We start from the raw sequence: 23,156 nt of genomic DNA on the forward strand, positions 1-23,156 counted from the left end.
ATGAACCCGTGGTTAACCATTAGGAACCGTGTCATGTCTTACCAAATCAATCGCCGAACGGCCTTCGTCATCGGCATGCTCATCATCGCCAATCTAGCGGCTATCGTCATCTGCACCGGGCTTGGAAGCCTCTTTATCAGTCCGCTGGAAGTCGTACGGACGATATTTGGAATCGGCGATGATACGAATTCAATGATCATATTAACGCTGCGATTGCCGCGGGTTATTATTGCCGTATTGGTCGGATCTGCGCTTGCGGTAGCCGGAGCTCTGCTTCAGGGCATTGTGCGCAATCCGCTAACCTCGCCGGATGTTATCGGTATTTCCGGAGGCGCGTCGTTAGGCACCGTCGTCTTCATCTTATATTTCTCGCATGTGAGCATTCGGTTTATGCCGCTAAGCGCGATGGCAGGTGCGTTCGCGACCGCTTTGCTCATTTATCTATTTGCCTATCGCAAAGGCATTACACCGATGAGGCTCGTTCTGATAGGCATCGGTATGGCTACCGCGCTTTCGGCGCTTACGTACATGCTTATCCTAACCGCATCATTCACGCCGACCGCAGTTGCCGTTAAGGCGTTCACTTTCATGACTGGCAGCATATACGGCGTATCTTGGGAGAGAGATGTCATGACGCTTCTTCCTTGGCTCGTCGTTCTGCTCCCTATCGCACTGCTGTATGCAAGGCATCTCAACGTGCAGGAGCTTGGCGATGAAGTCGCAACAAGCGTTGGCAGCCGGGTTAATGCCAAACGTACTGTATTGCTAATCATTAGCGTTGCGCTAGCCGCCGCGGCAGTAGCGATCGGAGGCGCTATCAACTTCATCGGACTTATGGCGCCCCATATTGCGCGCAAACTCGTAGGACCTGCTTATGGCGGAGTCATTCCTGTCTCTGGTCTCATCGGCTCGCTTGTCTTGTTGCTATCGGACCTTGTCGCGCGAACGGCTTTCATTCCGCTCGATATTCCGGCTGGCGTATTTACGGCTGCCGTAGGCGCACCGTTCTTCATTTACTTATTGTACCGGCATCGCAACAGAGCTTAATCGACGTTCACATCAAGAAAGGGAAGTGAGTTTCATGACCGCCATACAAGCCAAAAACCTAACGTTAGCCTACGGTCAAAAACCAATATTCAGCGAGCTCGATCTCGTTATTCCTAAGGGCAAAATTACGGTATTCATCGGCAGCAATGGCTGCGGCAAATCAACGCTCCTCCGTTCGCTAGCAAGGCTGCTCAAACCGCAAGGCGGAGCTATATTGCTCGACGGCAGCGAAATCGCCAAGCTCTCGAGCAAGGAGGTTGCCCGCCGCCTAGCCATCCTGCCCCAAGGACCGATTGCCCCTGAGGGACTTACGGTCCATCAACTTGTGAAGCAAGGCCGTTATCCTTATCAGAGCTGGCTGCAGCAATGGTCCCACGAGGATGAGAAGCTAGTCAAGCGAGCGCTTGACGAGACGCATATGGGAGAGTTCTCATCACGCTCCGTCGACTCGCTCTCCGGCGGTCAGCGGCAGCGAGCATGGATTGCGATGACGCTCGCGCAGAACACGCAAACGATATTGCTGGACGAGCCGACGACTTATCTCGATATGACGCATCAAATCGAAATATTGGATCTATTGTTTGATCTGAACGAACGGGAACAACGGACGATCGTCATGGTGCTGCACGACATTAACCTCGCCTGTCGCTACGCGCATCATATCGTCGCCGTCAAGGACGGCGGCATCCATGCGCAAGGAGAGCCGGAGGCGATCATGAACGAGCAGCTCATTCAAGACGTCTTCGAGCTGAAATGCCAGGTAGCTGCCGATCCGATATTCGGCACGCCGATGTGTATCCCATATGGCAAAGGACGTCAGCTTGCGTTGAAATAGCAAAAAAAAATAGCGCCGCTCGAAGAGGTGAACCTCTCCGTGCGGCGCTTCTTGTTATTTATTGTACCGCGTACATGCGCTCGCGGATCGCTTTGATCTCTGGATTCTCAAGGTATTCGTCGTATGTCGTCATACGATCGATCACGCCATTAGGCGTAAACTCAATAATACGGTTCGCAATTGTCTGTACGAACTGATGGTCATGCGAGGTAAACAGAACGGTGCAATCCGTGTCTGTTAGACCGTTGTTCAGCGCTGTAATGGACTCGAGATCCAAGTGGTTCGTCGGCTCATCCATGATGAACACGTTCGCGCCTTCCAGCATCATCTTCGACAGCATGCAGCGCACTTTCTCGCCGCCGGACAATACGCTTGCTTTCTTCATCGCGTCATCGCCGGAGAAGAGCATACGGCCAAGGAAGCCGCGGAGGAACGTCTCATCCGGATCCTTGGAATATTGGCGAAGCCATTCCACAAGGTTCATGTCTACGCCGTCGAAGTAAGCCGAGTTATCCTTAGGGAAGTAAGCGCGAGTCGTCGTAACGCCCCACGAGTAGCTGCCCGCATCGGGCTCAAGCTCGCCAGTCAGCAATTGGAAGAAGACCGTCTTCGGCAAGCCGTTCGGACCGACGAAAGCAACCTTGTCGCCTTTGTTGATCGCAATCGTCAGATTGTCGATCAGCTTCTCGCCGTCAATCGTCTTCGTCAAGCCGTCAACGAGCAATAGCTGCTTGCCCGCTTCACGCTCGCCTTTGAACAGGATGAACGGATATTTACGGTTCGATGGACGAATGTCGTCGAGCGTAATTTTCTCAAGCAGCTTCTGACGCGACGTCGCTTGCTTCGCCTTCGACTTGTTCGCGCTGAAACGTTGAATGAACGCTTGCAGTTCCTTGATCTTGTCTTCCTTCTTCTTGTTCTCGCCGCGCATCAATTGAAGCGCCAATTGGCTGGACTCGTACCAGAAGTCGTAGTTGCCGACGTACATCTGGATTTTGCCAAAGTCGATGTCCGCGATATGCGTACATACCGTATTCAGGAAATGCCTGTCATGGCTGACTACGATGACAGTACCTTTGTAATCGCCCAAGAAGTCTTCCAGCCAACGGATCGATTCGATGTCCAAATGGTTGGTAGGCTCATCGAGGAGCAGGATGTTCGGCGTGCCGAACAACGCTTGCGCCAGCAATACGCGAACCTTCTCGTTGCCGTCAAGCTCGCTCATCATCTTGCTGTGCATATCAGGCGTAATGCCAAGGCCGTTCAACATCTCTGCCGCTTCGGACTCCGCTTCCCAGCCGTTCATGTCAGCGAATTCGGCTTCCAGCTCGCCTGCGCGCATGCCGTCTTCATCTGTGAAATCGGCTTTTGCATACAAAGCGTCTTTCTCTTTCATAACCTCATACAGCTTTTTGTAGCCCATAATAACCGTCTCAAGCACAGCGAACCCATCGTATTCGTAATGGTTCTGCTTCAATACGGCGAATCTCTCGCCTGGTGTTATATGAACTTCCCCGCTTGATTGCTCAACTTCGCCGGACAATATTTTGAGAAACGTCGATTTACCTGCGCCGTTAGCGCCGATCAAGCCGTAACAGTTGCCTGGCGTGAATTTGATGCTTACATCTTCAAAAAGCGGACGCTTCCCGTAACGAAGCGTAATGCCACTTGTGCTAATCATTTCTTTAATCCCGTCCTTCACTACATGATCACTTTATCTCGAACTATTATAGCACAGTATGGCGCGAAACGAACGCCCAATTGGGCATTGGTGCAAAAAGTCAGTCAAAGCGGTTGCCTTTCGCCTACTCCGGCATGGACAGCCCGCTCTCGCCTCTCTTTGGCTTCGCTGACTTGCGATTGCGACTCGTACCGCTTGCCCTCCATACGACCCAAGCGCTAACTCCATACAGCATCGCGCTCATATAGAACAAAGCGTTGATCGTCAGCCAGTCAATCAGCAATCCGCCGACAATAACCGCAAAGCCGGAGGCAACCGACGTCCAGAAGTGATAAGAGCCAATCGTTATCCCTCTTGAACCGGATTCTGTACCCTCGGCGAGCAGCAGCCGCTCGCTCATCCGCTGCATCGCATTGCAAGTGCCCATAATAAGCTGTAGCAGCAGTACGAGCGCATAAGAGCTTGTCCATGGGAATGCCAGCATGGAAGCCATCATACCAAGCGAGCTGGCAACAAGAATACGTGTGCCATGCTTGTCTAGCCTCGGCCCCAGCCAAGTGGATACGGCAGCCGAGCTGATCGTGAATACGGCGAACGCTAAGCCATACTTCGAATAGCTGTTGCCTAAGTTTTTGAGAAACAACAAATAATAAGGATAGATCATGCCTGCCGCTAACGTAACGACGCTTTGCGACCTAATCAGCCATTTGACGTTCATGTTCAGGGTGCGGCCTCCTCTCTCAACGGTTCAGAGCCATAATTTTCGTAAAAATAGTTCATAAACAGCCCTTCGTTGTCATACTTCCGTTTCTGATCGAAAAATGTTTTGTAGTTTGGATAGATACTCTGGAACTGCTCGACCGTCGGGTAAGCAATATATGGCAAATAATAAGACCCTTCATGCACAATCACTTCGTCGATAATCCGCTGAACGCTCTCTTTCATCTTCTGCTGCCCCTTCTCCGATAACGGAGCGTTGAATAGACAGACAAGAGCGAGCATGTCGTCCTTCGCATAGGAGAGAGAGGCCTCCTCATCCTTGCTGACGTATCGAATCGTTACATTGAGCAAGTTCAGCTTGTCTTCCTTCACAATCTCGCTTAGCCGCTTGGCGAAGCTGTCGAATTGATTCAATGGAATAAAATATTCCTGCAATTGATCGTTAGCGCCAGGCTGACTGTATTCCATAAATTCATAGGCGGCGCGCATCGCGTTATTGCGGCTCATAATCTTATCCGATTGCTCTACGAAGAAGTACGTTTGCAAGTTCCACTGCAGCTTCTTGCCCCATTCCGTCGATCGGTTCAAGTTAAACAGCAGCTTGCCCGGAGCGACCCACTTCTCATTGCTTTCCAGCTTGTTATACTTGCTAAGCGATAGCGATCGGTCGACTGTATAGTTCTTGGCTAGCGCCTCGGTAAAGTAGCTGTCCTCGGCAACTGATATGCGCCCAATATGCAGCTTGATATCCGGATTCGGAAGCACCTCGTCTCGGAAATAGTCCACGTATTCGTTTAAGTCCATCAGCACGGTTGACTCGCGGTACACCTCGTCCTCCGTCAGATTAAGCGTTACGTCCAGAATGATGCCGAACAGGCCGTAGCCGCCAAGCGCTAACGGGAACAGCTCTGCATTTTCCGTGCGGCTTACATTCTTAATTGCAGCGTCGGCGGTCAGGAGCCGGAAGGAATCAACGCTGCTTATAAGCGAGCCGTTGCGGATGTCTCTGCCGTGAGCGTTAATGCTGATCGAGCCGCCAATCGTGAACGGATTGAGCGACTGCATCGTTCGGACGGATAGACCGTATCGATTGATCGCCTTCTGCACATCCTCCCACGTCGCACCGGCTTGCACGGTGATCTGCTTGGCAGCTTGATCCACTTTAATAATCTTGTTATAGCTCGTCATATCGACGACGATGCCGTCCTTGTAATAGGTATGGCCCCCTTGGCTATGGCGCTGGCCGGCAATGGACAAAGTCAGACCTTTGCGCTTCGCGTCCTTAACAAGGGAGATAAGCTGCTCCTCTTCCTTGCCCTCCACCACTCGCTCTACCTTAACGGGATGCAATCTGCTGTAATCGGTCACTGTAAAAGGGTCTTGATCGGGCGTGCTTGTTCTTATGTATTGGAACACGCATAAGCCAATGAGCAATAGAAGTACGATTGTTTTCTTCATATACGCTCCTTTGCAACAAATAAAGCCGCCTCAAAATAATAACGGAGGTCATTATCTAGAGGCGGCTTCGTGCTATTGATATGCGGTTAGCTGATTACGGCTGCGATAATGGTGCTTACGGATGTTAATCCCAGTTCAGCTTCACTTCATTGCCCGTACGCGATGATTCATAGATGGCGTCAAGAATGCGGTTAGTCGTGTATCCGGACAAGCCCGATGTAATCGGCTGCTTGTCTTCGCGAATACAGGAAACGAAGTGACTGCCCATTAGGATGCGGTCTTCTTCACCTTCAAGTGGAGTAATGTCGCTAAGCACAACTTCGCCTTCCTTGTGAGTCACGTAAGTGCCGCTATTGCCGACAACCGACACGCCGCCTTCCGTACCCATGAGGTGAATGAATGGATCCTCGGACAAGCCGGCTGCATGAGCCGCCCAACTCACGTCAAGCGACAGCGTCGCTCCGTTGTCGAGCTTAATGAGCGCAGATGCCAGATCCTCGACATCATAGTAGCCTTCCCAATTCGGTGTGCCCCAGTTGCCGATGCCCTCGCGCTTCGGACCGAACTCCGAATACGTCGTGCCGAATACGGATACCGGCTTCGGATTGCCCATCAAATACAGCGACAGATCGATCATATGAACGCCGATATCGATCAGCGGTCCGCCGCCGGATTGATCCTTGCGCGTGAACCAGGAACCCCAGCCTGGAATGCCTTTCTTGCGAAGCCAACCTGTCTTCGCGTTATAGATGCGGCCAACATCACCGCTGTCGATGCGCGCTTTTACTGCACGGCTAAGGCCTGTCCAGCGCATTTGATGCGACATCATCAGCACCTTGCCGGATTGCTCGGCAGCTTCTACGATCGTACGCGCGATCTCGGAATTGATCGCCATCGGTTTCTCAAGCAGCACATGCTTGCCTTGCTTGAATGCTTCGATCGCCAGATCAGCGTGGAACTTGTTCGGCACGCCGATAATGACGGCGTCGATCGAGCTGTCTTCCAGCAGGCTCTGCGGCGACTCATGCACAATCGTTATATTATGCTCCTGAGCGCGCTGCTCGGCGAGCGGCAAATAAACGTCGGTAATAGCCGCCACTTCGGCCCCCTCGACCTTGGCGAAAGTTTGCGCATGAACAGCGCCGATTGCTCCTGCGCCAATAATGCCAATACGAATAACAGACTGACTCATAAGTTGCTAATCTCCTTCGGTATCGTTTTGTTACCTTCAAGTATATACGTTGCAGCTTATATCGTCACTGCTCGTATTTGGCGCTATATTATTCTCGTTTGTTATGGATGTTATTTACTTGCCAGCCAGTCGCCATGATTCGCCATGCGGAAGAACGACGAGGCGCGACGAATCGATGTCTTTCGATTGACGAGCTGACTCTAAGCGGCATAGCGCCTCGCTCGGCGTATCGTCTGCCAGCTTGAATGCGCCGTAATGCATCGGAACGAACCACTTCGCGCCTGTATCCTCGAACGCCTGCAACGCCTGCTCCGGCGTCACATGCTGCGGACCCATGAACCATTCCGGCTCATATGCGCCTATCGGCATTAAGGCGACATCAATCGGGAAGCGGCTGCCGATTTCCTTGAAGCCTTGAAAGTAGCCGCTGTCGCCGGCGAAATAAATCGTCGGTGAGTCCGAGACTACGGGACGATCCGAAACATCCGATGCGAACGCGTCCTCTGCTCGGAAGCTTGAATGCCTGCTATGATCATGAACTGCCGCAGCTTTGGATATATGAGCTTTCGCTTCATCTCTTCTTGATGTTGGGACATCACCGATCCGATAGTCCTCTGAAGCTGCCGCTCCCTCGTCAGCTGCGCTTCCGTGCGAAGGCTGCAACAACTGCCTCGCCTTGCCGCCGTCATAGCCGACAAGACGACCGCTTCGCGAGCCAACCGGCTCAATGACCCAGCCTCCCCAATGCGAGCTGTTCGTGTCCCATGGATTGCGGCGCGTCCAATGCTGTGAAGGAACGAATGTGAATTTGATGCCATGAATATGGAGCGACTCCCACCAGTGCAGCTCTGTTACGCGCATGAAACCTTTAAGCTTCAGCTTCTGGCTAAGACCGGCAGGCACGATTAGCTGCTTCGGCCCCCCTAGTCTGCGCAACGAATTAATGTTCAAGTGATCGTAATGGGAATGCGAGATGAGAACGATGTCGATAGGCGGCACGTCCTCAATTTGAATGCCAGGCGGCGTCAGTCTTTTTTGAAAAGCCATCTGCCCTGCCCAGACCGGGTCCGTAATAATATTGAGCCCTCCGATTTGAATCAGGAAGGTCGAATGTCCAATCCATGTAATAGTAGGCTGCTTTCTATTCGCCTGCAGGAAAGCGATGTCAGGCTGGGCGTTCGGAACGGCAAACGAATAATCTTTCATTTTCAGCTTGCGAATGCGCTCTTGCCGCCACCTCTTGAACTGCTTCAATGAATTATGCTGCTCTACATGATCTAAGTTGGCAAATCGTTTTAACCGCAACCGTACATCCCTCCTCGCTGTCGTATTCGTCTCCTTAAAGATACCAAGCCCGCAATATGAAATGCAAATGGCATTCTCGCATCCGCGTTCGAAATCAGGTACACTTAAAAATACGATAAAGAGCTCCAATGGGTGAATATTTTTTTCGAGGAGGCTAATGAATGAAACTCATTTCTATAGAACCAACGCCAAGTCCCAATTCCATGAAGCTGAACGTGGACGAGTCGCTACCGCGCGGTCAGCGGCTGACCTATAAGTCGAAGGAAGCGGAAGAAGCACCAGAGCAGCTCCGGCAATTGCTCCGCATCGAGGGCGTCAAGAGTGTGTTCCGCACTGCCGACTTTATTGCGCTCGACCGTCTGCCAGGCGCAGATTGGGCGCGTATTCTAGCCGAAGCCGGCCAGTTGCTGCAAGCCGAGGACGGCGATAACCGTGCAGGCGACGGACCTGAGTCCTCCGCCAGCTTCGGCGAAGCGCAGGTGTTCGTTCAAATGTACCGCGGCATTCCAATGCAGGTGCGCGTTCGAATGGCAGGCGGAGAGGTGCGTTCGGCGCTCCCGCCCGCATTCGGAGAAGCCGTTCAGCAAGCGGCTGGCTCGGCAATGATCCGCGAGCGCAAGCTGGAGGAGTTCGGCGTCCGTTATGGCGAGCCCGAAGAGATTGCCGCCGAGATCGTACGCGAGCTTGAGGCGTCTTATACGCAGGAGAGACTAGATACGCTCATCGCCCACGCGAAGGAGCAGGGTAACGACGCTGCGGCAGGCGATGCCGCAGCAGCGCCGGTCAGACCCGCTCCGTTAACAGCGGAGCAAGTGCTCGCGCAATTCAAGGAAAGCGACTGGAAGCTGCGTTATGCCGCCTTCGAACGGTTCACCGCGTCGGTCGAGACGATCGAAGTGCTGTCGGCGGCGCTTCAAGACGACAATGCATCGATCCGCCGCCTAGCGGTTGTCTACTTGGGCGATCTGCGATCGCCAGAAGCGATGCCGCTGCTATTCGCGGCCTTGCGGGATGCTTCGTCGTCCGTCCGCAGAACGGCCGGCGACACCTTATCCGATCTCGGCGATCCTGCCGCGATCGCTCCAATGATCGAAGCGCTGCGCGACAAGAACAAGCTTGTTCGCTGGCGCGCGGCGCGCTATCTGTACGAGCTCGGAGACGAGACGGCAATCGATGCTTTGCGCGAAGCGGCTAACGATGCCGAGTTCGAGATCAAGCTTCAAGCGCAGATGGCGCTTGAACGCATCGAGCGCGGCGAAGAAGCTGCCGGCTCTGTCTGGCAACAGATGACCGCAGCCCGAAATCGCGAGCAATAAGCATCCATCCACTAACAATGAAGAAGGCTGTCCCTCCGAAGCGAGCATACATAGCTCGTCGCTTCGGCCAGACAGCCTTCTCTTCGTTTATTCATACTCCAGCTTTAAGCGAACGAGCTTCGAGCCGTCATTTCGATACGATTCATAGCTGGCCTTATAGCCAGCATTCAAGCCTTCGAACGCTGCCTTCAGCGCTTCAGGGAACGTCTCTCCTTCTACATACCTGAACTCCAAGCTTCCGCTGCGCGAGCTGACAGCCGTATGAATGACGGTGCGCAGCTGATCTGCGCTTGACACTGTATTTTCCGCGTCGAGCCAATGCAATCCGAGCTCAATCTTCAGCTTGTTCGCTTTGGCCGCATCAGACTGGCTGCCGGATTGTTCAGCTAACTGCAGGGCGCCGAGGTAGCTGCTGCTTGCAGCGGGGTACGTCTTCGTCCAACGATGATCCTCACGAAGCTCCTCATCAGTCTTCAAGTAATAGTTATAACGGATCACATTATCCGATGTAGAATCGTTGCCTGCATCTCCGCTTATAACAGGGTCATCCCATGTCAGGTCAAGATGATACCAAATACCGTCAAGCTGAACCATATTCCAAGCATGCTCGCCCGTATCGACCGAGCCGTCGGCAATAAGCACCGGGATTCCCGCTTGCTTAAGCATTTTGTAGCCGAGCAGCGAATAGCCCTGACAGACAGCATTGCCTAGTGCAACTGCGTTATAGGCTGTATAGTGTTTCAGCGACTGGTCGTATTCTACATGCGTGACGATCCAGTCGTGTATCGCTTTCGTTTTCTCGTGATCGTTCATATCAGGCGCTATAATATCGTGCAGCGCTCTTGTCACTGCCGCATCCACAATCGCCGTCTCTTCCACCGACTCCCGATACCTTGCTTCCATCGAAATCGTAGAACGCCCGCCCCAGCTTCGAATGGTGTACACGTAGGAATCAAGTATATAGGCGATATAATCGTCCTGCTTAAGCGCCTCGCGAATCAGATCAGGCAAGCGATCGGACATCTCCTGCTTGTCACCTTCGAACGTAACAGTGAAGTGCTCGGCACGGCTTTGGAATCGTTCAGCAAGCTGCGCACGAAGCTCGCCCAGCACATCCCTCTCCGCCGCCGCTGCAGGCTCGCTAGATTCCGAGGAAGGCGGAAATAAATCAAGCTTCAATTCAAGACTGTATGCAGCTGCTATAATTACGACGAGCATCAATAGTTTGCTAGTTGCTTTGCGCATGCATACCTCCCCTGTTTACTCGTTTTATATAATGGCTCAAGATTATCCCATTATATTATAAAGGATACACCACTATAACTGATTCCTAAACATATTGTACGCAATATATGTAAAGAAGCAGCCAAGATCAAGGCATATGAGGTTCTTTGCTCCTTATAAAGTTAAGCAAATGATTTTCCCAACTAAGACTGCTCAGAAAGGAACTCCTTTTATGGTTTTGTGGACAGAATAGAGCTAGAAATTAGCTCTATTCCACACACCTAAGAGTATTTTGGAGAAATAGAGCTAGAAAATAGCTCTATACGCCGCCGAATCGTCGAAAGGAGCTCCTGCGGTGGTGTTTCGGGAAGAATAGAGCTAGAAATTAGCTCTATTCCACATACTTATGTGTGCTTTGGCGAAATAGAGCTAGAAAATAGCTCTATACGCCGCTAACTTTGCTCTAACGCCTTTTTCCTTGCCCTTAGATTGAATTTCATTATTTCAACTTATATAGTCGATCATTGAGTAACACCGAGACTCTCATGGAATTCTTCCCCCAGCCATGCCTCCTGCTTAATAAGCAGCCTTTGCAGATCATCGGGGTCAATCCAGATGAGCATATGCTTCGCTCGGACGTTTCGTTAGAAAACTGGACGGAAAGCTGGCTTGATCATGTAAAGCGATACGAGCCTACAGCGTTCATCTGCGCAACCGAGCTAGCCTTAACGCGGACCTATCTGGCGTGTCACTCGGCTGGAAAGCGGATTCCCACCGATTACTCGATCGTGTGCCTAGAGCTTAACGTGCAGAGTGGAATGCCGGATATTGGCAGGCCTGACCTTCCAACCCGCGAAACCGGCTGCCGTGCAGGCGATCGGATGATTTGGCGAATCGCCAATCCATCGCTCCCCTACGAGCATATTCGTCTTCAAGGCGACTTCGATCCAGGCAGCAGCATTCGGGATTTAAACAAATAAGGCTTCGTAAGCCTACGTGCAAACCTAACGTTATGCAGCACAAAAGAGCCATCCCAACTGCCTGCGGCAGTCGAGATGGCTTGTTTTTTTTCGTCAACAATGGATCGATGAACGCATCACCATTCGGCGATGCTGCCGTCTTTGTGGCGCCATACGGGGTTTCTCCAATTATGCCCCACCGCTGCCATCTGCCTAACATGTTCCTCGTTGATCTCGATCCCGAGGCCCGGACCCTGAGGGATCTTCACATAACCGTCCTTATAGTCGAACACGGAGGCGTCTGTAATATAGTCGAGAAGATCGCCGGTTTCATTGTAATGGATGCCCAGGCTTTGCTCCTGAATGAATGCATTATGGGCCGTCGCATCCACCTGCAGACAAGCTGCGAGCGCGATCGGGCCAAGCGGGCAATGCGGCGCCAATGCTACGTCGTAGGCTTCCGCCATCGAGGCAATTTTTTTGCATTCGGTAATTCCGCCTGCATGAGACAAATCCGGTTGGATAATATCGACAACGCCATCGGCAAGAAGCGTCTTGAAATCCCAGCGAGAGAACATCCGCTCTCCGGTAGCGATCGGAATGGAAGTGTGCTTAGCCAGCTCCCTGAGCGCCTCGTTATTTTCGGAAAGGACCGGCTCTTCAATGAACATCGGGCGGAACGGCTCCAGTTCCTTCGCCAAAATTTTGGCCATCGGCTTATGCACGCGGCCATGGAAATCGATGCCTATGCCAATGGACGTGCCGCAAGCTTCCCGTACCGCTGCTATCCGTGCGACCGCTTCGTCGATTTTGTCATAGGAATCGATATATTGCAGCTCTTCCGTTCCGTTCATCTTAACAGCCGTAAATCCTGCGGATACGACCTTCTTCGCTTCTTCCGCAACCTCGGAAGGCCGATCCCCGCCAATCCAGGAGTAAACGCGGATCGAATCCCGGCAAGCGCCGCCCAGCAATTGATAGACGGGAGCATTATAAAATTTCCCTTTAATATCCCAAAGCGCTTGGTCAATCCCTGCAATAGCGCTCATGAGGATCGGGCCGCCGCGGTAAAAGCCGGAGCGATACAGCATCGACCAATGATCCTCGATTCGCATCGGATCTTTGCCGATCATATATTCCATTAGCTCGTGGACGCAGGCTTTCACCGTGTCCGCACGTCCTTCCACGACCGGCTCGCCCCAGCCCGCTATCCCTTCATCCGTTACTATTTTTAGAAAAAGCCAACGCGGGGGTACTTGGAACAATTCATAGCTTTGAATTTTCATAATGTCCTCCCAGAACGAATTGAATTCGTATATATGCAAACGCTTACCATCATTATTATAGCAATTGGCAACCTATAAAAAAACCGACCTTTCGTCACGAAAGGTCGGTTTCCTAAACAGCAAATTATTTAACGATTTGAGCGAGGCCCTCGCTGATAGGCGTAAGCGGACGTCCGAGAAGCTTCTCAAGATCGTTGCTTTCGATTTCAAGCGTGCCTTCACGAATGCCTTGCTGGATGCCTACGAGAATAGGGAGGACGAAGTCGGGAATGCCCGCGCCCTTCATGATTTCCGCATATTTGGCATCGTCGACTTGCAACAAAGGTACGTCCTTACCTAGTACCGTACCTAGTACGGACACGAACTCTTCCTGCGTCAGCAATGGACCCGATAGCTCATAGACCGAATTGTCGTGTCCAGTTCCCGTCAATACGGCTGCGGCTGCTTCCGCGTAATCCTGCTGCAACGCCCAGCCCACCTTGCCGTTCCCAGCGGATGTGACCCACGGCGCGCCGGCGATAACGCCTTGAATGCTGCCTATTTCATTCTCTAAGTACCAGTTGTTACGCAAGAAAGAATACGGAATGCCCGTTTGGATGATAGCTTCTTCCGTGAAACGGTGTACTTCGGCAAGGAACAGCTTGCTTTCCTTCGCATCAGTTGCGCTCGTATAGGCAATAAACCCGACTTTTGCACGCTCTGCCGCAGCAACTGCATTCGTATGCTGGCGAATTCGAGTTTCGGTATCCCCGTCTGCGGATATAATGAGCAAACGATCGATTCCCGCGAATGCCGTGTCCAACGATTCCGGCTTGTCGAAGTCGCCGTATCGAACGTCTACGCCTTGCGCCTTCAAGCCTTCCGCTTTCTCAGGATTGCGGACACTGACCGCCAGCTCGTTTGCCGGTACCGTTTTTAACAGCGTATCTACGATTTTTGCTCCCAATTTCCCTGTTGCGCCAGTCACTAATAGTTTCATCTCATATTCCCTCCAAAAATGTATTGTTGTAATCAAACATGTTATAACAAGACTAGTTACAACAAATTCAAAAACAAAAGCTCTTAAAGAGCTTCCATCTAAATAAACCTTGCGATAAGATCGTTTAAGCTCGTTTGAGCGAGCCTTTGTTCCAAAGCAGTCTGTGCTTCAACCAATTCCGATTGGAGCACCGCCTCAATATTCCGTCCAACCTGGCAGCGTATATTCGCATCATTGTGAATACGGAATAATTGATTTTCTTCGGTTACATGAACAGCGCGATAAACATCTAGAAGCGTGATGTCTTCGGGTGCTCTTCGCAATGAAGCTCCTCCAACCCCAGGACGAACATCGACTAACCCCGCTTTTTTTAGCATGCCCATAATTCTTCGTATCACAACCGGGTTCGTATTTACGCTGCCCGCTATGAAATCCCCCGTCAATTCGCCCGGGCTAACCGCAATCAGGGAAAGAGTATGAACAGCCATCGAAAAGCGCGTGCTAATTTGCTTCATGTTTACCACCACCGTTGTAATCATTATAGTTACAACTTTTCAATTTGTCAAATGGGATGGAACAGATCTGTTCTCTGCTCCATCCCGCTGCTATTTATTAAAGATTTAGAAGCTTGTAAATGACGGCTGCCGCTTGCGCGCGCGTCGCCGAAGCTTTCGGCTGGAAGCTGCCGTCCTCAAACCCTTGGATGATACCCGATGCAAACAAACGATCTACCGCCTCTTGCGCATAAGAGGCAATATTACCCTCGTCGGAGAAGGTTTGCCCCGAGGAATGGCTCGTATCGATTGCTAACCCGGCATACTGGAATGCGCGGGATAGCATAACCGCCATATCTTCGCGGGAAATCTCTTCTTTCGATCCGAAGCTTCCATCCGATTTTCCACTCACGATGCCAAGCATGGAAGCTGTTGTTACAGCGTCAAAGTACCAATCGTCCTGATCCACATCGGCAAAGCTGCTTTCTGCCGAAGAGCTCTCTTTCAACTGCAGCGCATTGAGGAGCAGCTCCACGAATTCGGCTCTCGTGACGATACGCGATGGCGCGAAGCGATCTTGGCCGACGCCTTGCAGTACTTCCCTTGCCGCTAGCGATTCAATCATCGTACGAGCCCATGCCGTTTGGTTCAGATCGGTGAAGGATACGTCTACATACGCTGCCGCATAACGTCCGCTCGATTCCGGCTGGAACTTCAGAACGCCTTGCTCGTATTTGACGTTTTTCACAATTTCCAGTTCCCCGTTATCCATGATGCGGTATACGATCAATTGATGCGTTTTCTCCCCTTGTTGCGGGGTATAATCGATTTCCACCGTTACCGGATGGTCCGGACCGAACGTTTGAACGTCCCTTCCGTCTACTTTTATGTCGATATCGAATACGATATCCCCTTTGATTCGTTGCTTGGCCGAGTCCGGGATTTCCGGCTCATTGACTGAATGAATGGCAACTTCTACAACTTGCGATCCAGCCACTATAACGCCTTCGTTAGCTTTGGCCGGGAAACGCACCTTTACTCTTCCCCACTTGACAGCCAGCTCCAGATTTCCAGAAATGGAAGCCAGCTCTTTCACCGGGATCACAATCGTTGTTCCTTCTGCTTCCGTTCCCGGCTCCGACTTCACTTCAATCGTAATCGTATCGGATTTCGCCGACTTTATTGCTTCCGCGATATCCTCAGGGGAAAGACTCACGACGAGCGTTCCATCCCCATATGCCTTGCCGATAGCAGTTATGGCTCCGTCCTTCACTTCGACAGGCTCCTTGTCCGGTTCAGGCTCGGGGGACGAATCCCCCCCGACGCTGCCGTTGCTGCTGGCAATCTGTACGCTAGCTTGAACATTCGGAGCATAGGTTGCCCATTGGTCGCCGGTTTGACCGATCTTTATTTGATCCAGCGTAAAAGCGGCATTACCTTTTGTATTGGCGGTAAATTTAACTTTGCCTAATACGAGATCTCCATTGTCGCCTGCGGCGTTGCCAAGCTTAGTATATACTGCCCGCAGATGTCCGCCGCTTAACAATTCGGGATTCACTATCGTACTGAAACCGCTCAAATTCGTTGTGAACGAGCTTCCGACCGGTGTCGCCAACGCTGGATCGAAGCTTAGATTAAGCTCGTAGGCAACCATGGCCTGAACGTTGCGGGCCCGAACCTCCACCTCGATTTGGTTCCCGACAGTTACTTTCGATTTAGAAATGCTGAGATAAAAATCGGGTCCCTGCGCTGCGAAGGATGCAGTTGGCCATAGGGTGCATAGCAAAAGCATAACTAGTCCGATTGTCGATATTCTTTTTTTCAATCCATTGCACTTCCCTTCTAATTGCGTTTATCCCAAAACCAATGCTGCCAATGCACGTAAATCCACAATGTCGATGACGTTGTCGTTGTTTAGATCCGCTTTCTTGAAGGAGTCCCAAGCGGCATCGGAATTGTTTTTTCCATAGAAGGAAGCTGCCAACAGGGCCAAATCCCCAACCCCAATGACACCGTCGCCGTTCAAATCGCCTATCAGTTGGGAGATAACGAGTGCTGCAAAGGTTTCAACCGCTTCATTTAATTCAACTAGCGCTTGATCTACTTCGGTTTGCGTCGCCGCGTTATTGTTTTGCACTTCGATCGCGTTATCGATTGCCATCTCTAGAACCGCCCTTGAGCCTGCCGGATATTGCCCTGCCTCGTTACCTTCAACAGCGGAATCGTGCAGGATTTGCGCATTCGCGATCGCTGCTTCCAAGTCTGTTTTCGAAACTGCCTCGATATCAAAGTCGTAAATGATGTCATCCGTTACCTCAGTTTCAAGTCCTGCTCCGTCCGCTAAAATAACATTCGATAGGAACACGCTGCCGGTTGCGGCTTGATCCAGTTGCTTCGCCTTAAACCTCACCTTCAGAATATCGATAGGACTGCTCTGACCTTGTTCCTCCAATAGATCAACCGAGGTAAATCTGATTTGTCCCGGCGTATCCGTATCCGCATCCAGAATGGAGAAGCCTGCCTTCAACGGCTCGTACGAAACAAACTCGATCTGTTCCGGATCATAATTAAAAGTGAAGTCTTGCGCATATACGCTTTCGGTTACCGTATTCTGTCTCAGTACGACGTCAAACTCTTGATCGTAAACAACGCTCCGCGGTCCCGATAATAATACGGGAGTTGTCGCCGGGAGACTAAGCTCCAGAGCGTCCACCGCTGCTTGCAAAGCATTCAAAGCTTCGGTAACCTGCTGCTCCGTCGCCGCTGTGTCGTCTCGAACTATGATGGCCAGAATCAATGCTTGCTCAAGATCGCTCCAGCTGGCTGCCGTATAATCGTCCTCGTAAAGCTCTTCAGCCGCTTCGATAGCCGCCGCCAAGGCAGTACGATCCACCGTAATGACATATGCTTTCTCCAGCACTTCGCTGCTTTCGCCGTCTACGACGGCAATTGCCTTAAGCGTTACTTCACCGATAGGCAATGAAATCGATTCCGTATAAAGCGTACTGGAAGAATCAGGCGTGCTTCCATCCAATGTGTAATAAATCTCCGCATCTTCGATCTCGTGAGTGAGCGTCACTTGCTGCGGATAGAAATACGCGCCCGCTTCCAAATCAGCGCTTGGCAGAGTCACTACTAACGGCTCGGCCGACTTGGCGTAGATTTCCACCTCGACGAGCCCGCTTCCCCAGCTGTTGCTTAGGGCATTGTTGTTGACGCGCCTTACCTCGTTCACTTTGAGCTTCACGTACCGATAACTGCCGCTTAGCTTATCGGAGTTGAATCCTGCCCATGTATTGGCATTGTTGTCGACGAGCTCCGTCCAGTTCGTATTGTCAGTGGAGCCGTAGATCTGATACTTATGGTACATTTCCGAACCGTTGTATAGCCTATACGCAACGTCAATTCGCGATAAGTCGTAGATGTCTCCCAAATCTACCGTGTATTCGTAAGGACCGACTAACCCCCCGAAGAAATGGGTCGAATCGCCGGATGTCCTTAAATTGTAGTCGATGCCGTCGTTCGCGTTTTCAATCCCGCCCACCGAGTCATTGTTCGTGATTGTCGCGCTCTTGCCCTGCGATACGAGCTGCACCTGCGGGAACTGTACGCTTCCTGTCGTCGCGTTCAGTTTCCAGCCCGTCGTGTACGTAATCGAAGCTGTCTGCTCCGTCTCGTTGAACGAAATCGGCAGCCACACGTAGCGCGAGTCGGAAAGCTGCCCCGAACGCCATCTGTCTCCCATGTAGACGTACGTATTTTCACCAGATTCATTGACCAATTTCATAATATTGGTCGGCTGGCTGTAATACGTGCTGTTGTTGCCGAACGTGTATTTCTCAAGAATCAAACCGCTTTCTTTGACGGGAGTCCAGCCATTCGGATCTTTAAGATCCGCCGTATAGCTGATCGTTCCTTGGTTAGGCAGCCATCCCGATTGTCCCGAGGCAGCCATATAGTATCCGTCATCGCCGCGCACGACCGCCGGCGCTTCCCGCCCTACATCGTTGTAGAAGCTGTACGATTCGAAATCGTCTGCTTTCGTCGCAGGGTCGCTGAAGTCGTAGGTCGTAAAGTCGACGTCCGTATACTCGTCATTGAGTCGGTGAACCCTCATGGAATGTCCTTCCGCCGATACGAGATAAGCCGTGCCGTCATCATCGGCGAATACCGTGAAGTCGCGCGATAAATAACCCATTTGAGTCTCATCGTTTTGCACGCTTGTCGGAACCGATACCTTCACGCCGCTCGTCTTGTAATATTCCGAATCGGAGAAGAAGCCGCCGTCGCTGCGCCAGTTGCGCAAAGTACCGCCCGGACGCCAGTGCCCCAGGAACGTGTACGGTCCTGCCGGAGAATCCGCGGTTGCTACCGCGATTTGACTGCTCGCGTAGCTGTTCGCCGTTTCCCAATGGCCATAAAGAACGTATTTACTCGTTTTTTCGTTGTAAAGCAGCTTCGGGCGCTCCCATTTGTTATCCAACAGACCGAATTCCGCGCCTTCTACCGTTTCGTTGAAGGAATCGATAATGTCGCCTTCATAAGTCCAGTTGACCAAGTCGCGCGATGAATACAATGCCACGGCGTGGAAGACGGCGCTGTTATGAATCTTGTTTTCACCCACCCAGTAATAGATCGGCTTGCCGTCGCCGGCAGTCTGCTGCAGGAAACCGCCGCCATGGGCTTGGATCGGATTTCCTTCGGTATCGTACCACGTTTCCCCGACCGGCACGCCTGCGGCGGAATAATCAACCACATTGCCCGGCTGAACGGTCAAAGCCCATTTGAAAGCTTCTTCGATTTGCAGCACTGCTCGGTCTACGTTCCACTGCGTCGCGGAACTATCCGCCAATACCGCCTCCGCGTTATCAAGCGCACGCGTAATCTTTTTCCAAGTTGCGTTCACATAATTGTCTTGCACCGAATCTTTTTTGTCGTCGTATTTTGCCTGAAGCGCCGATTTATCGATATGCGGGGTTCCATACACCGCCAGCTCAATAATACCGTCGGCCCAAGTCGCAACTTGTCCGTTATGCACGTTGATAATGTTGCTTACGGTTAAGCGGACATAACGGTAGTGTCCAGTGTCGGTTATTGGATTCGTAACGAAGCCGACGACATTGTTGGCCGATCCGTCAACGAGCTGCGTCCAGCTCGACTTGTCGGCGCTGCCTTCCAGCTTATAACGATAGACGGCGTCCGAACCTAGCACCACGCGGGTCGTTAGATTAATTTCGGACAACCCGGCATTTTGCTCCAAATCAATGACGATATTGTAGCCAAGAGCGCTATGCTGAACGCGCGACGCTGTCGCCAAGTCAGATCCGTCCGTCACTGCTTTCGCATCAAGTCCTTGGGAATCGGTCGCATTTTTCCCTAGGGAGAGATATTGCCCCGCTTGAACCGGAATCATCCCGTGGACAGGATCCAGATCCAGCTGCTGGAACCAGTCGGCTGTCGCAACCCCGTTATGGAACACCATAGGCGCCAGCCTCGCATAAGTGCCCATCGGATCCTTATAATTCGTTGCATACTGCGCTCCCCAGTGAAAACCGTTCTGAGCGTAGGAGACTTGTCCGCTCGTCCCCGTCCACTTTCCTACTCCATTGGCTTGGGTAGCGAAGGAAGAACCATTGCCGATCGGGCGCAGCGGCGTCCACTCCCCGTCTAGAGCAACAGCTGAAGCGTATTCCCCCTGGCTCGGATACCAGCCGTTGGCCGTAGAGCCGAAGAAATAATAACGTCCTTCGTGCTTAACGACAGTAGGCGACTCTTTATGCTTATCAACGAAAACCGTATTTACGATTTCGACGGGCTGCTCCCAACCCGAGTCTAATTCGAGAATCGCGATATCGCTGTTATTGCGCGTGGCGAACAAAATATACGCCGTTTGGTCATCGTCCACGAAAATCGACATGTCCCTCGAATCGTTGCCAAACGGACGGCCTCTGTAAGTAGAAGCAAAGTCGCCGCCGCCCGGAGTGACCGAGCCGATGAAGATATGCGCCCTCGTATAGCCGCTGCTTGCTTCCTCGTGGGCGGTCAAAATCACTTTGCCCGTATTGGGATTCCATGTGTACCCAGCGCCTTCGACCCGCATATCATCGAATGAACCAAGCAGGCGATCGTTGCCGTAAGTTCGTCCATCAATACCCGTCATCTCATAGATGCCGGTCGTTACAATGCCCGTTTCTTGGTTGGTCGATGCTCTATACGCATAGTGATACCAGGTATTGCCGACTTTCACCCCGTAGGTATCGCCTGCGCCCAGAGTGTCTGCTCCGTTATAGTTGTTCTTCTTCTTCGTGATTGCCGAAGGATCGTACGAGAACGTATGCACCGTATTGGTATTGGCTAATCCCACTTGGGCGCCGCCGCTGATCGCCTTGACGGTATAGACGTAATCTTGATCTGCTTCAAGACCATAATCGTCCATCGTATCGCCCGTCGTCCGATCAATCAATTTAATGCCCCGATACACTTCGTAATAGCTTGCTCCCGCGATCTCCGGCCAAGAAACTTTGACGTTATTTACCGATGTCTGGCCGTCCAATCTGAACGCGTTCGCTGTAGCCGACCACTGACTGCCGTAATAGCTAACGGTCACGGTTTCGCTGCTGTTTCCGTTCGGAGCTATGGCGGCCGCTTTAACCGTCGCGCCGCTTACCACTTCGAAGGGGCCCGTATACGGCGTGCTCTCCAAGGTAGGTTCCGTTCCGTCGGTCGTGTAATAAATAAACTTATTGCCTGCCGGATGAGAAATTGTAACGGGACCATAGATTTGTCCCGAGGCAGGCGATATACGAGGTAAAATATTCGTCACTCTATACTCGATAAGATCTTCCTGCGTGAGCGCTTTGTTGAAAATTTGATAGTTATCGATCAAGCCCGTGTAGTATTCACCCGAGCCCCAGTTGCCTTTCCCGATCTGGAGGATGCCGCCAGTCGCCGTCAAAATGTTCGTCAAGCCGTAGCTGCTTGCCACCGTTGATTTAAGCTCGCCATCGATATAAATTTTGCTGTCGGTCGCCGAGAGAACCACATCCACATGCTTCCACTCCGTGCCGCTGCTTCCTTGCGCGCTCGCCGGACGCGTGCCGCTGTTAGAATAACGTTCCACGGTTAAGGAAGACGTCCCGTCAATAATGGCAACGTAATGCTCGTTCTGGTACGTCTGCGCCGTAGTGTTCGGGGCGGCGAAGAATGTCCAGCCGCTGCCACCGGCCGTCTTGCTGTCATAAGAAATCGTCAGCTCGCTAAGTCCGGCAAGGAGCGGCGATCCATCGGTTTTGGTTGCATTCAGCCAGAAGCCGCTGCTTATATTGGCCGCCTTGCCGTTGCCTTCAAACGAATCGGCATAACTTGCCGTGCCTTGGGCAGCCGCTTTCGCTCCTCCCCCCACAAGCCCGTTACTTGCGTCGTCGAAATTAAAATTGGCAATGATCATATCGCCGGCATCATATGGCGGCACCGTTACGTTGTATGTCTGGCTGTAATTAAACCAATTCATCGTCAACGTTACATCCTTTGGAGACGTACCCTTTGCCGGGCGCGTCACCGTGCCCGTGCTTGCGTCGATCACTGTATTGTCGCTCGAGGTCCAGGTCAGATTGGAATCGCGAACGAGCAATAGATTGCCGCGAACGACCTGACCATCTGTCAGCGGCTTCAAAGCGAGCAAGTCGTTCCATGCAAAGCTCCGAATTTCACTCGCCAAAACAAGCGCGTCATCCCCATCCAGAGCTTCGTTGAACACGCGAACATCGCGATAGTGCGAGTCCAGATTGGAGAAAGTGCTGATCGTGCGGTTGAGACGGAATTGTACGTTCCCGATCTCGTCGGCCCCGATTCCGTTCGACGCTACCTCCGCTGCTTTTGCCCCGTCAACCCAGACAATCAGCTTGCCTGTGCCGGCCGTACCGTCCAGTGAAATGGCATAGTTGTGCCACACATCGGCGGCCGGTGCCGGGAATGACGCCACTACGGAATCCGTCCCGTTCCGCTTCAGGACGACGGCGGCCGTGCCGTTGCCGTAGTAAGGCCGGAGCGTGATATTGGTATCATTGCTAGCGCCATAGGAAAAAAGCGTATTTTGCGCAGTAGTTGTGCGCGTCTGCGTCTTGTTCAGCTTAATGTCCAGCGAAAAAGACAGCTTTCTTCCCGTTACGTGTGTTCCCGGATTCGTACCCGCTATATGTCCATTATTCGCATTGCCCGGATTCACTAAGGAAACATAATCCGTGCGCCAGACTACATCGCTGCCGCTCAAGCTCTGGCTCGCGTTAAGCTTGTTCGTATATTGATATGTACTATTGAGCGGGTAATGGGCCACCATGCCCGCCAGCTCATCCGCTTCGGCCGCGCCGACTTCATGCAGCGGCGGCAACGTGCTTAAGGCTATGCTTAAGACGAAAAGCATAAGCATTTGCCTTCTTAGCATTTTCCTAGCATTTTTCCATCGTTCAGATTTCATTATCATTCTCCTCGTTTTGTTTTTTCCCCGCGAAGGCCGGGATTTTTGACTACGGATGCTTAAACCTTAATCTGAAAGCGCTTGCAAATATAATGCTAGCAAATATGCCGTTCGCAAATATAGTGAATATATACAATTTGAATATACAAATCTTACTTTTCGAGAATGAACAAATGAGGCACGAGTG

At 51.9% G+C, this 23,156-nt stretch carries 15 protein-coding genes; 4 read left to right on the top strand and 11 right to left on the bottom strand.

Annotated elements, in window-relative coordinates:
- Both V8F51_RS01375 and V8F51_RS01380 read left to right on the top strand, forming a co-directional pair.
- Complete coding sequence (locus V8F51_RS01375) at nt 1-1,047, top strand: FecCD family ABC transporter permease (RefSeq protein ID WP_337098237.1); 1,047 nt, start codon at nt 1-3, stop codon at nt 1,045-1,047.
- Between the two features lie 34 nt (nt 1,048-1,081).
- Entirely contained in the window at nt 1,082-1,882 is an 801-nt protein-coding gene (locus tag V8F51_RS01380) for an ABC transporter ATP-binding protein (protein WP_337098238.1), read from the top strand.
- A 58-nt stretch (nt 1,883-1,940) separates the two neighbouring features.
- On the opposite strand, the gene V8F51_RS01385 is transcribed toward V8F51_RS01380, so the two are convergent.
- From V8F51_RS01385 to V8F51_RS01405, 5 genes are all read right to left on the bottom strand, one after another.
- On the bottom strand, nt 1,941-3,563 hold the full coding sequence (locus V8F51_RS01385) for an ABC-F family ATP-binding cassette domain-containing protein (protein WP_337098239.1): 1,623 nt from the start codon (nt 3,561-3,563) through the stop codon (nt 1,941-1,943).
- 124 nt (nt 3,564-3,687) lie between these two features.
- Nucleotides 3,688-4,281 carry an MFS transporter gene (locus V8F51_RS01390; protein WP_337098240.1) on the bottom strand — a complete coding sequence of 198 codons (594 nt, stop codon included), beginning with the start codon at nt 4,279-4,281 and terminating at the stop codon, nt 3,688-3,690.
- Between the two features lie 2 nt (nt 4,282-4,283).
- Nucleotides 4,284-5,741, bottom strand: a complete 1,458-nt coding sequence (locus V8F51_RS01395; protein ID WP_337098241.1) for an FAD-binding oxidoreductase — start codon at nt 5,739-5,741, stop codon at nt 4,284-4,286.
- 124 nt (nt 5,742-5,865) lie between these two features.
- A complete protein-coding gene (locus tag V8F51_RS01400; RefSeq protein ID WP_337098242.1) occupies nt 5,866-6,933 on the bottom strand; it encodes a Gfo/Idh/MocA family protein in 1,068 nt (355 codons plus the stop codon).
- A 114-nt stretch (nt 6,934-7,047) separates the two neighbouring features.
- Complete coding sequence (locus tag V8F51_RS01405) at nt 7,048-8,238, bottom strand: MBL fold metallo-hydrolase (RefSeq protein WP_337098243.1); 1,191 nt, start codon at nt 8,236-8,238, stop codon at nt 7,048-7,050.
- A gap of 161 nt (nt 8,239-8,399) precedes the next feature.
- On the opposite strand from V8F51_RS01405, the gene V8F51_RS01410 reads away from it, so the two are divergent.
- Nucleotides 8,400-9,554 (top strand): conserved virulence factor C family protein, encoded by a 1,155-nt coding sequence (locus V8F51_RS01410; RefSeq protein ID WP_337098244.1) that lies wholly within the window; start codon nt 8,400-8,402, stop codon nt 9,552-9,554.
- An 87-nt stretch (nt 9,555-9,641) separates the two neighbouring features.
- Here V8F51_RS01410 and V8F51_RS01415 read toward each other — a convergent pair whose 3' ends face one another.
- Entirely contained in the window at nt 9,642-10,799 is a 1,158-nt protein-coding gene (locus tag V8F51_RS01415; protein WP_337098245.1) for a transglutaminase domain-containing protein, read from the bottom strand.
- A 503-nt stretch (nt 10,800-11,302) separates the two neighbouring features.
- Between V8F51_RS01415 and V8F51_RS01420 the strand changes: the two genes are divergently transcribed.
- Nucleotides 11,303-11,758, top strand: coding sequence for a substrate-binding domain-containing protein (locus V8F51_RS01420; RefSeq protein WP_337098246.1), 456 nt, complete (start codon nt 11,303-11,305; stop codon nt 11,756-11,758).
- Nucleotides 11,759-11,874: 116 nt separating this feature from the next.
- Here the strand turns inward: V8F51_RS01420 and dgoD are convergent, their stop codons facing one another.
- The 5 genes from dgoD to V8F51_RS01445 all read right to left on the bottom strand — a co-directional run bounded on the left by dgoD (nt 11,875) and on the right by V8F51_RS01445 (nt 22,915).
- Nucleotides 11,875-13,023 carry a galactonate dehydratase gene (gene dgoD, locus V8F51_RS01425; protein WP_337098247.1) on the bottom strand — a complete coding sequence of 383 codons (1,149 nt, stop codon included), beginning with the start codon at nt 13,021-13,023 and terminating at the stop codon, nt 11,875-11,877.
- Between the two features lie 124 nt (nt 13,024-13,147).
- On the bottom strand, nt 13,148-14,002 hold the full coding sequence (locus V8F51_RS01430; protein ID WP_337098248.1) for an SDR family oxidoreductase: 855 nt from the start codon (nt 14,000-14,002) through the stop codon (nt 13,148-13,150).
- Between the two features lie 98 nt (nt 14,003-14,100).
- Entirely contained in the window at nt 14,101-14,517 is a 417-nt protein-coding gene (locus V8F51_RS01435; RefSeq protein WP_337098249.1) for an Rrf2 family transcriptional regulator, read from the bottom strand.
- Nucleotides 14,518-14,614: 97 nt separating this feature from the next.
- Nucleotides 14,615-16,321 carry an S-layer homology domain-containing protein gene (locus V8F51_RS01440; protein WP_337098250.1) on the bottom strand — a complete coding sequence of 569 codons (1,707 nt, stop codon included), beginning with the start codon at nt 16,319-16,321 and terminating at the stop codon, nt 14,615-14,617.
- A 27-nt stretch (nt 16,322-16,348) separates the two neighbouring features.
- A complete protein-coding gene (locus V8F51_RS01445) occupies nt 16,349-22,915 on the bottom strand; it encodes a chitobiase/beta-hexosaminidase C-terminal domain-containing protein (protein WP_337098251.1) in 6,567 nt (2,188 codons plus the stop codon).
- Nucleotides 22,916-23,156: the final 241 nt, after the last annotated feature.

Source organism: Paenibacillus sp. YIM B09110 (genome assembly GCF_037167145.1).
Lineage (GTDB): Bacteria > Bacillota > Bacilli > Paenibacillales > Paenibacillaceae > Pristimantibacillus.

Coding starts and splice junctions, on each gene's coding strand:
- dgoD (WP_337098247.1), bottom strand. CDS start 13,023: ATGAAAATTCAAAGCTATGAATTGTTCCAAGTACCCCCGCGTTGGCTT.
- V8F51_RS01375 (WP_337098237.1), top strand. CDS start 1: ATGAACCCGTGGTTAACCATTAGGAACCGTGTCATGTCTTACCAAATC.
- V8F51_RS01395 (WP_337098241.1), bottom strand. CDS start 5,741: ATGAAGAAAACAATCGTACTTCTATTGCTCATTGGCTTATGCGTGTTC.
- V8F51_RS01400 (WP_337098242.1), bottom strand. CDS start 6,933: ATGAGTCAGTCTGTTATTCGTATTGGCATTATTGGCGCAGGAGCAATC.
- V8F51_RS01385 (WP_337098239.1), bottom strand. CDS start 3,563: ATGATTAGCACAAGTGGCATTACGCTTCGTTACGGGAAGCGTCCGCTT.
- V8F51_RS01380 (WP_337098238.1), top strand. CDS start 1,082: ATGACCGCCATACAAGCCAAAAACCTAACGTTAGCCTACGGTCAAAAA.
- V8F51_RS01415 (WP_337098245.1), bottom strand. CDS start 10,799: ATGCGCAAAGCAACTAGCAAACTATTGATGCTCGTCGTAATTATAGCA.
- V8F51_RS01390 (WP_337098240.1), bottom strand. CDS start 4,281: ATGAACGTCAAATGGCTGATTAGGTCGCAAAGCGTCGTTACGTTAGCG.
- V8F51_RS01430 (WP_337098248.1), bottom strand. CDS start 14,002: ATGAAACTATTAGTGACTGGCGCAACAGGGAAATTGGGAGCAAAAATC.
- V8F51_RS01410 (WP_337098244.1), top strand. CDS start 8,400: ATGAAACTCATTTCTATAGAACCAACGCCAAGTCCCAATTCCATGAAG.
- V8F51_RS01445 (WP_337098251.1), bottom strand. CDS start 22,915: ATGCTTTTCGTCTTAAGCATAGCCTTAAGCACGTTGCCGCCGCTGCAT.
- V8F51_RS01435 (WP_337098249.1), bottom strand. CDS start 14,517: ATGAAGCAAATTAGCACGCGCTTTTCGATGGCTGTTCATACTCTTTCC.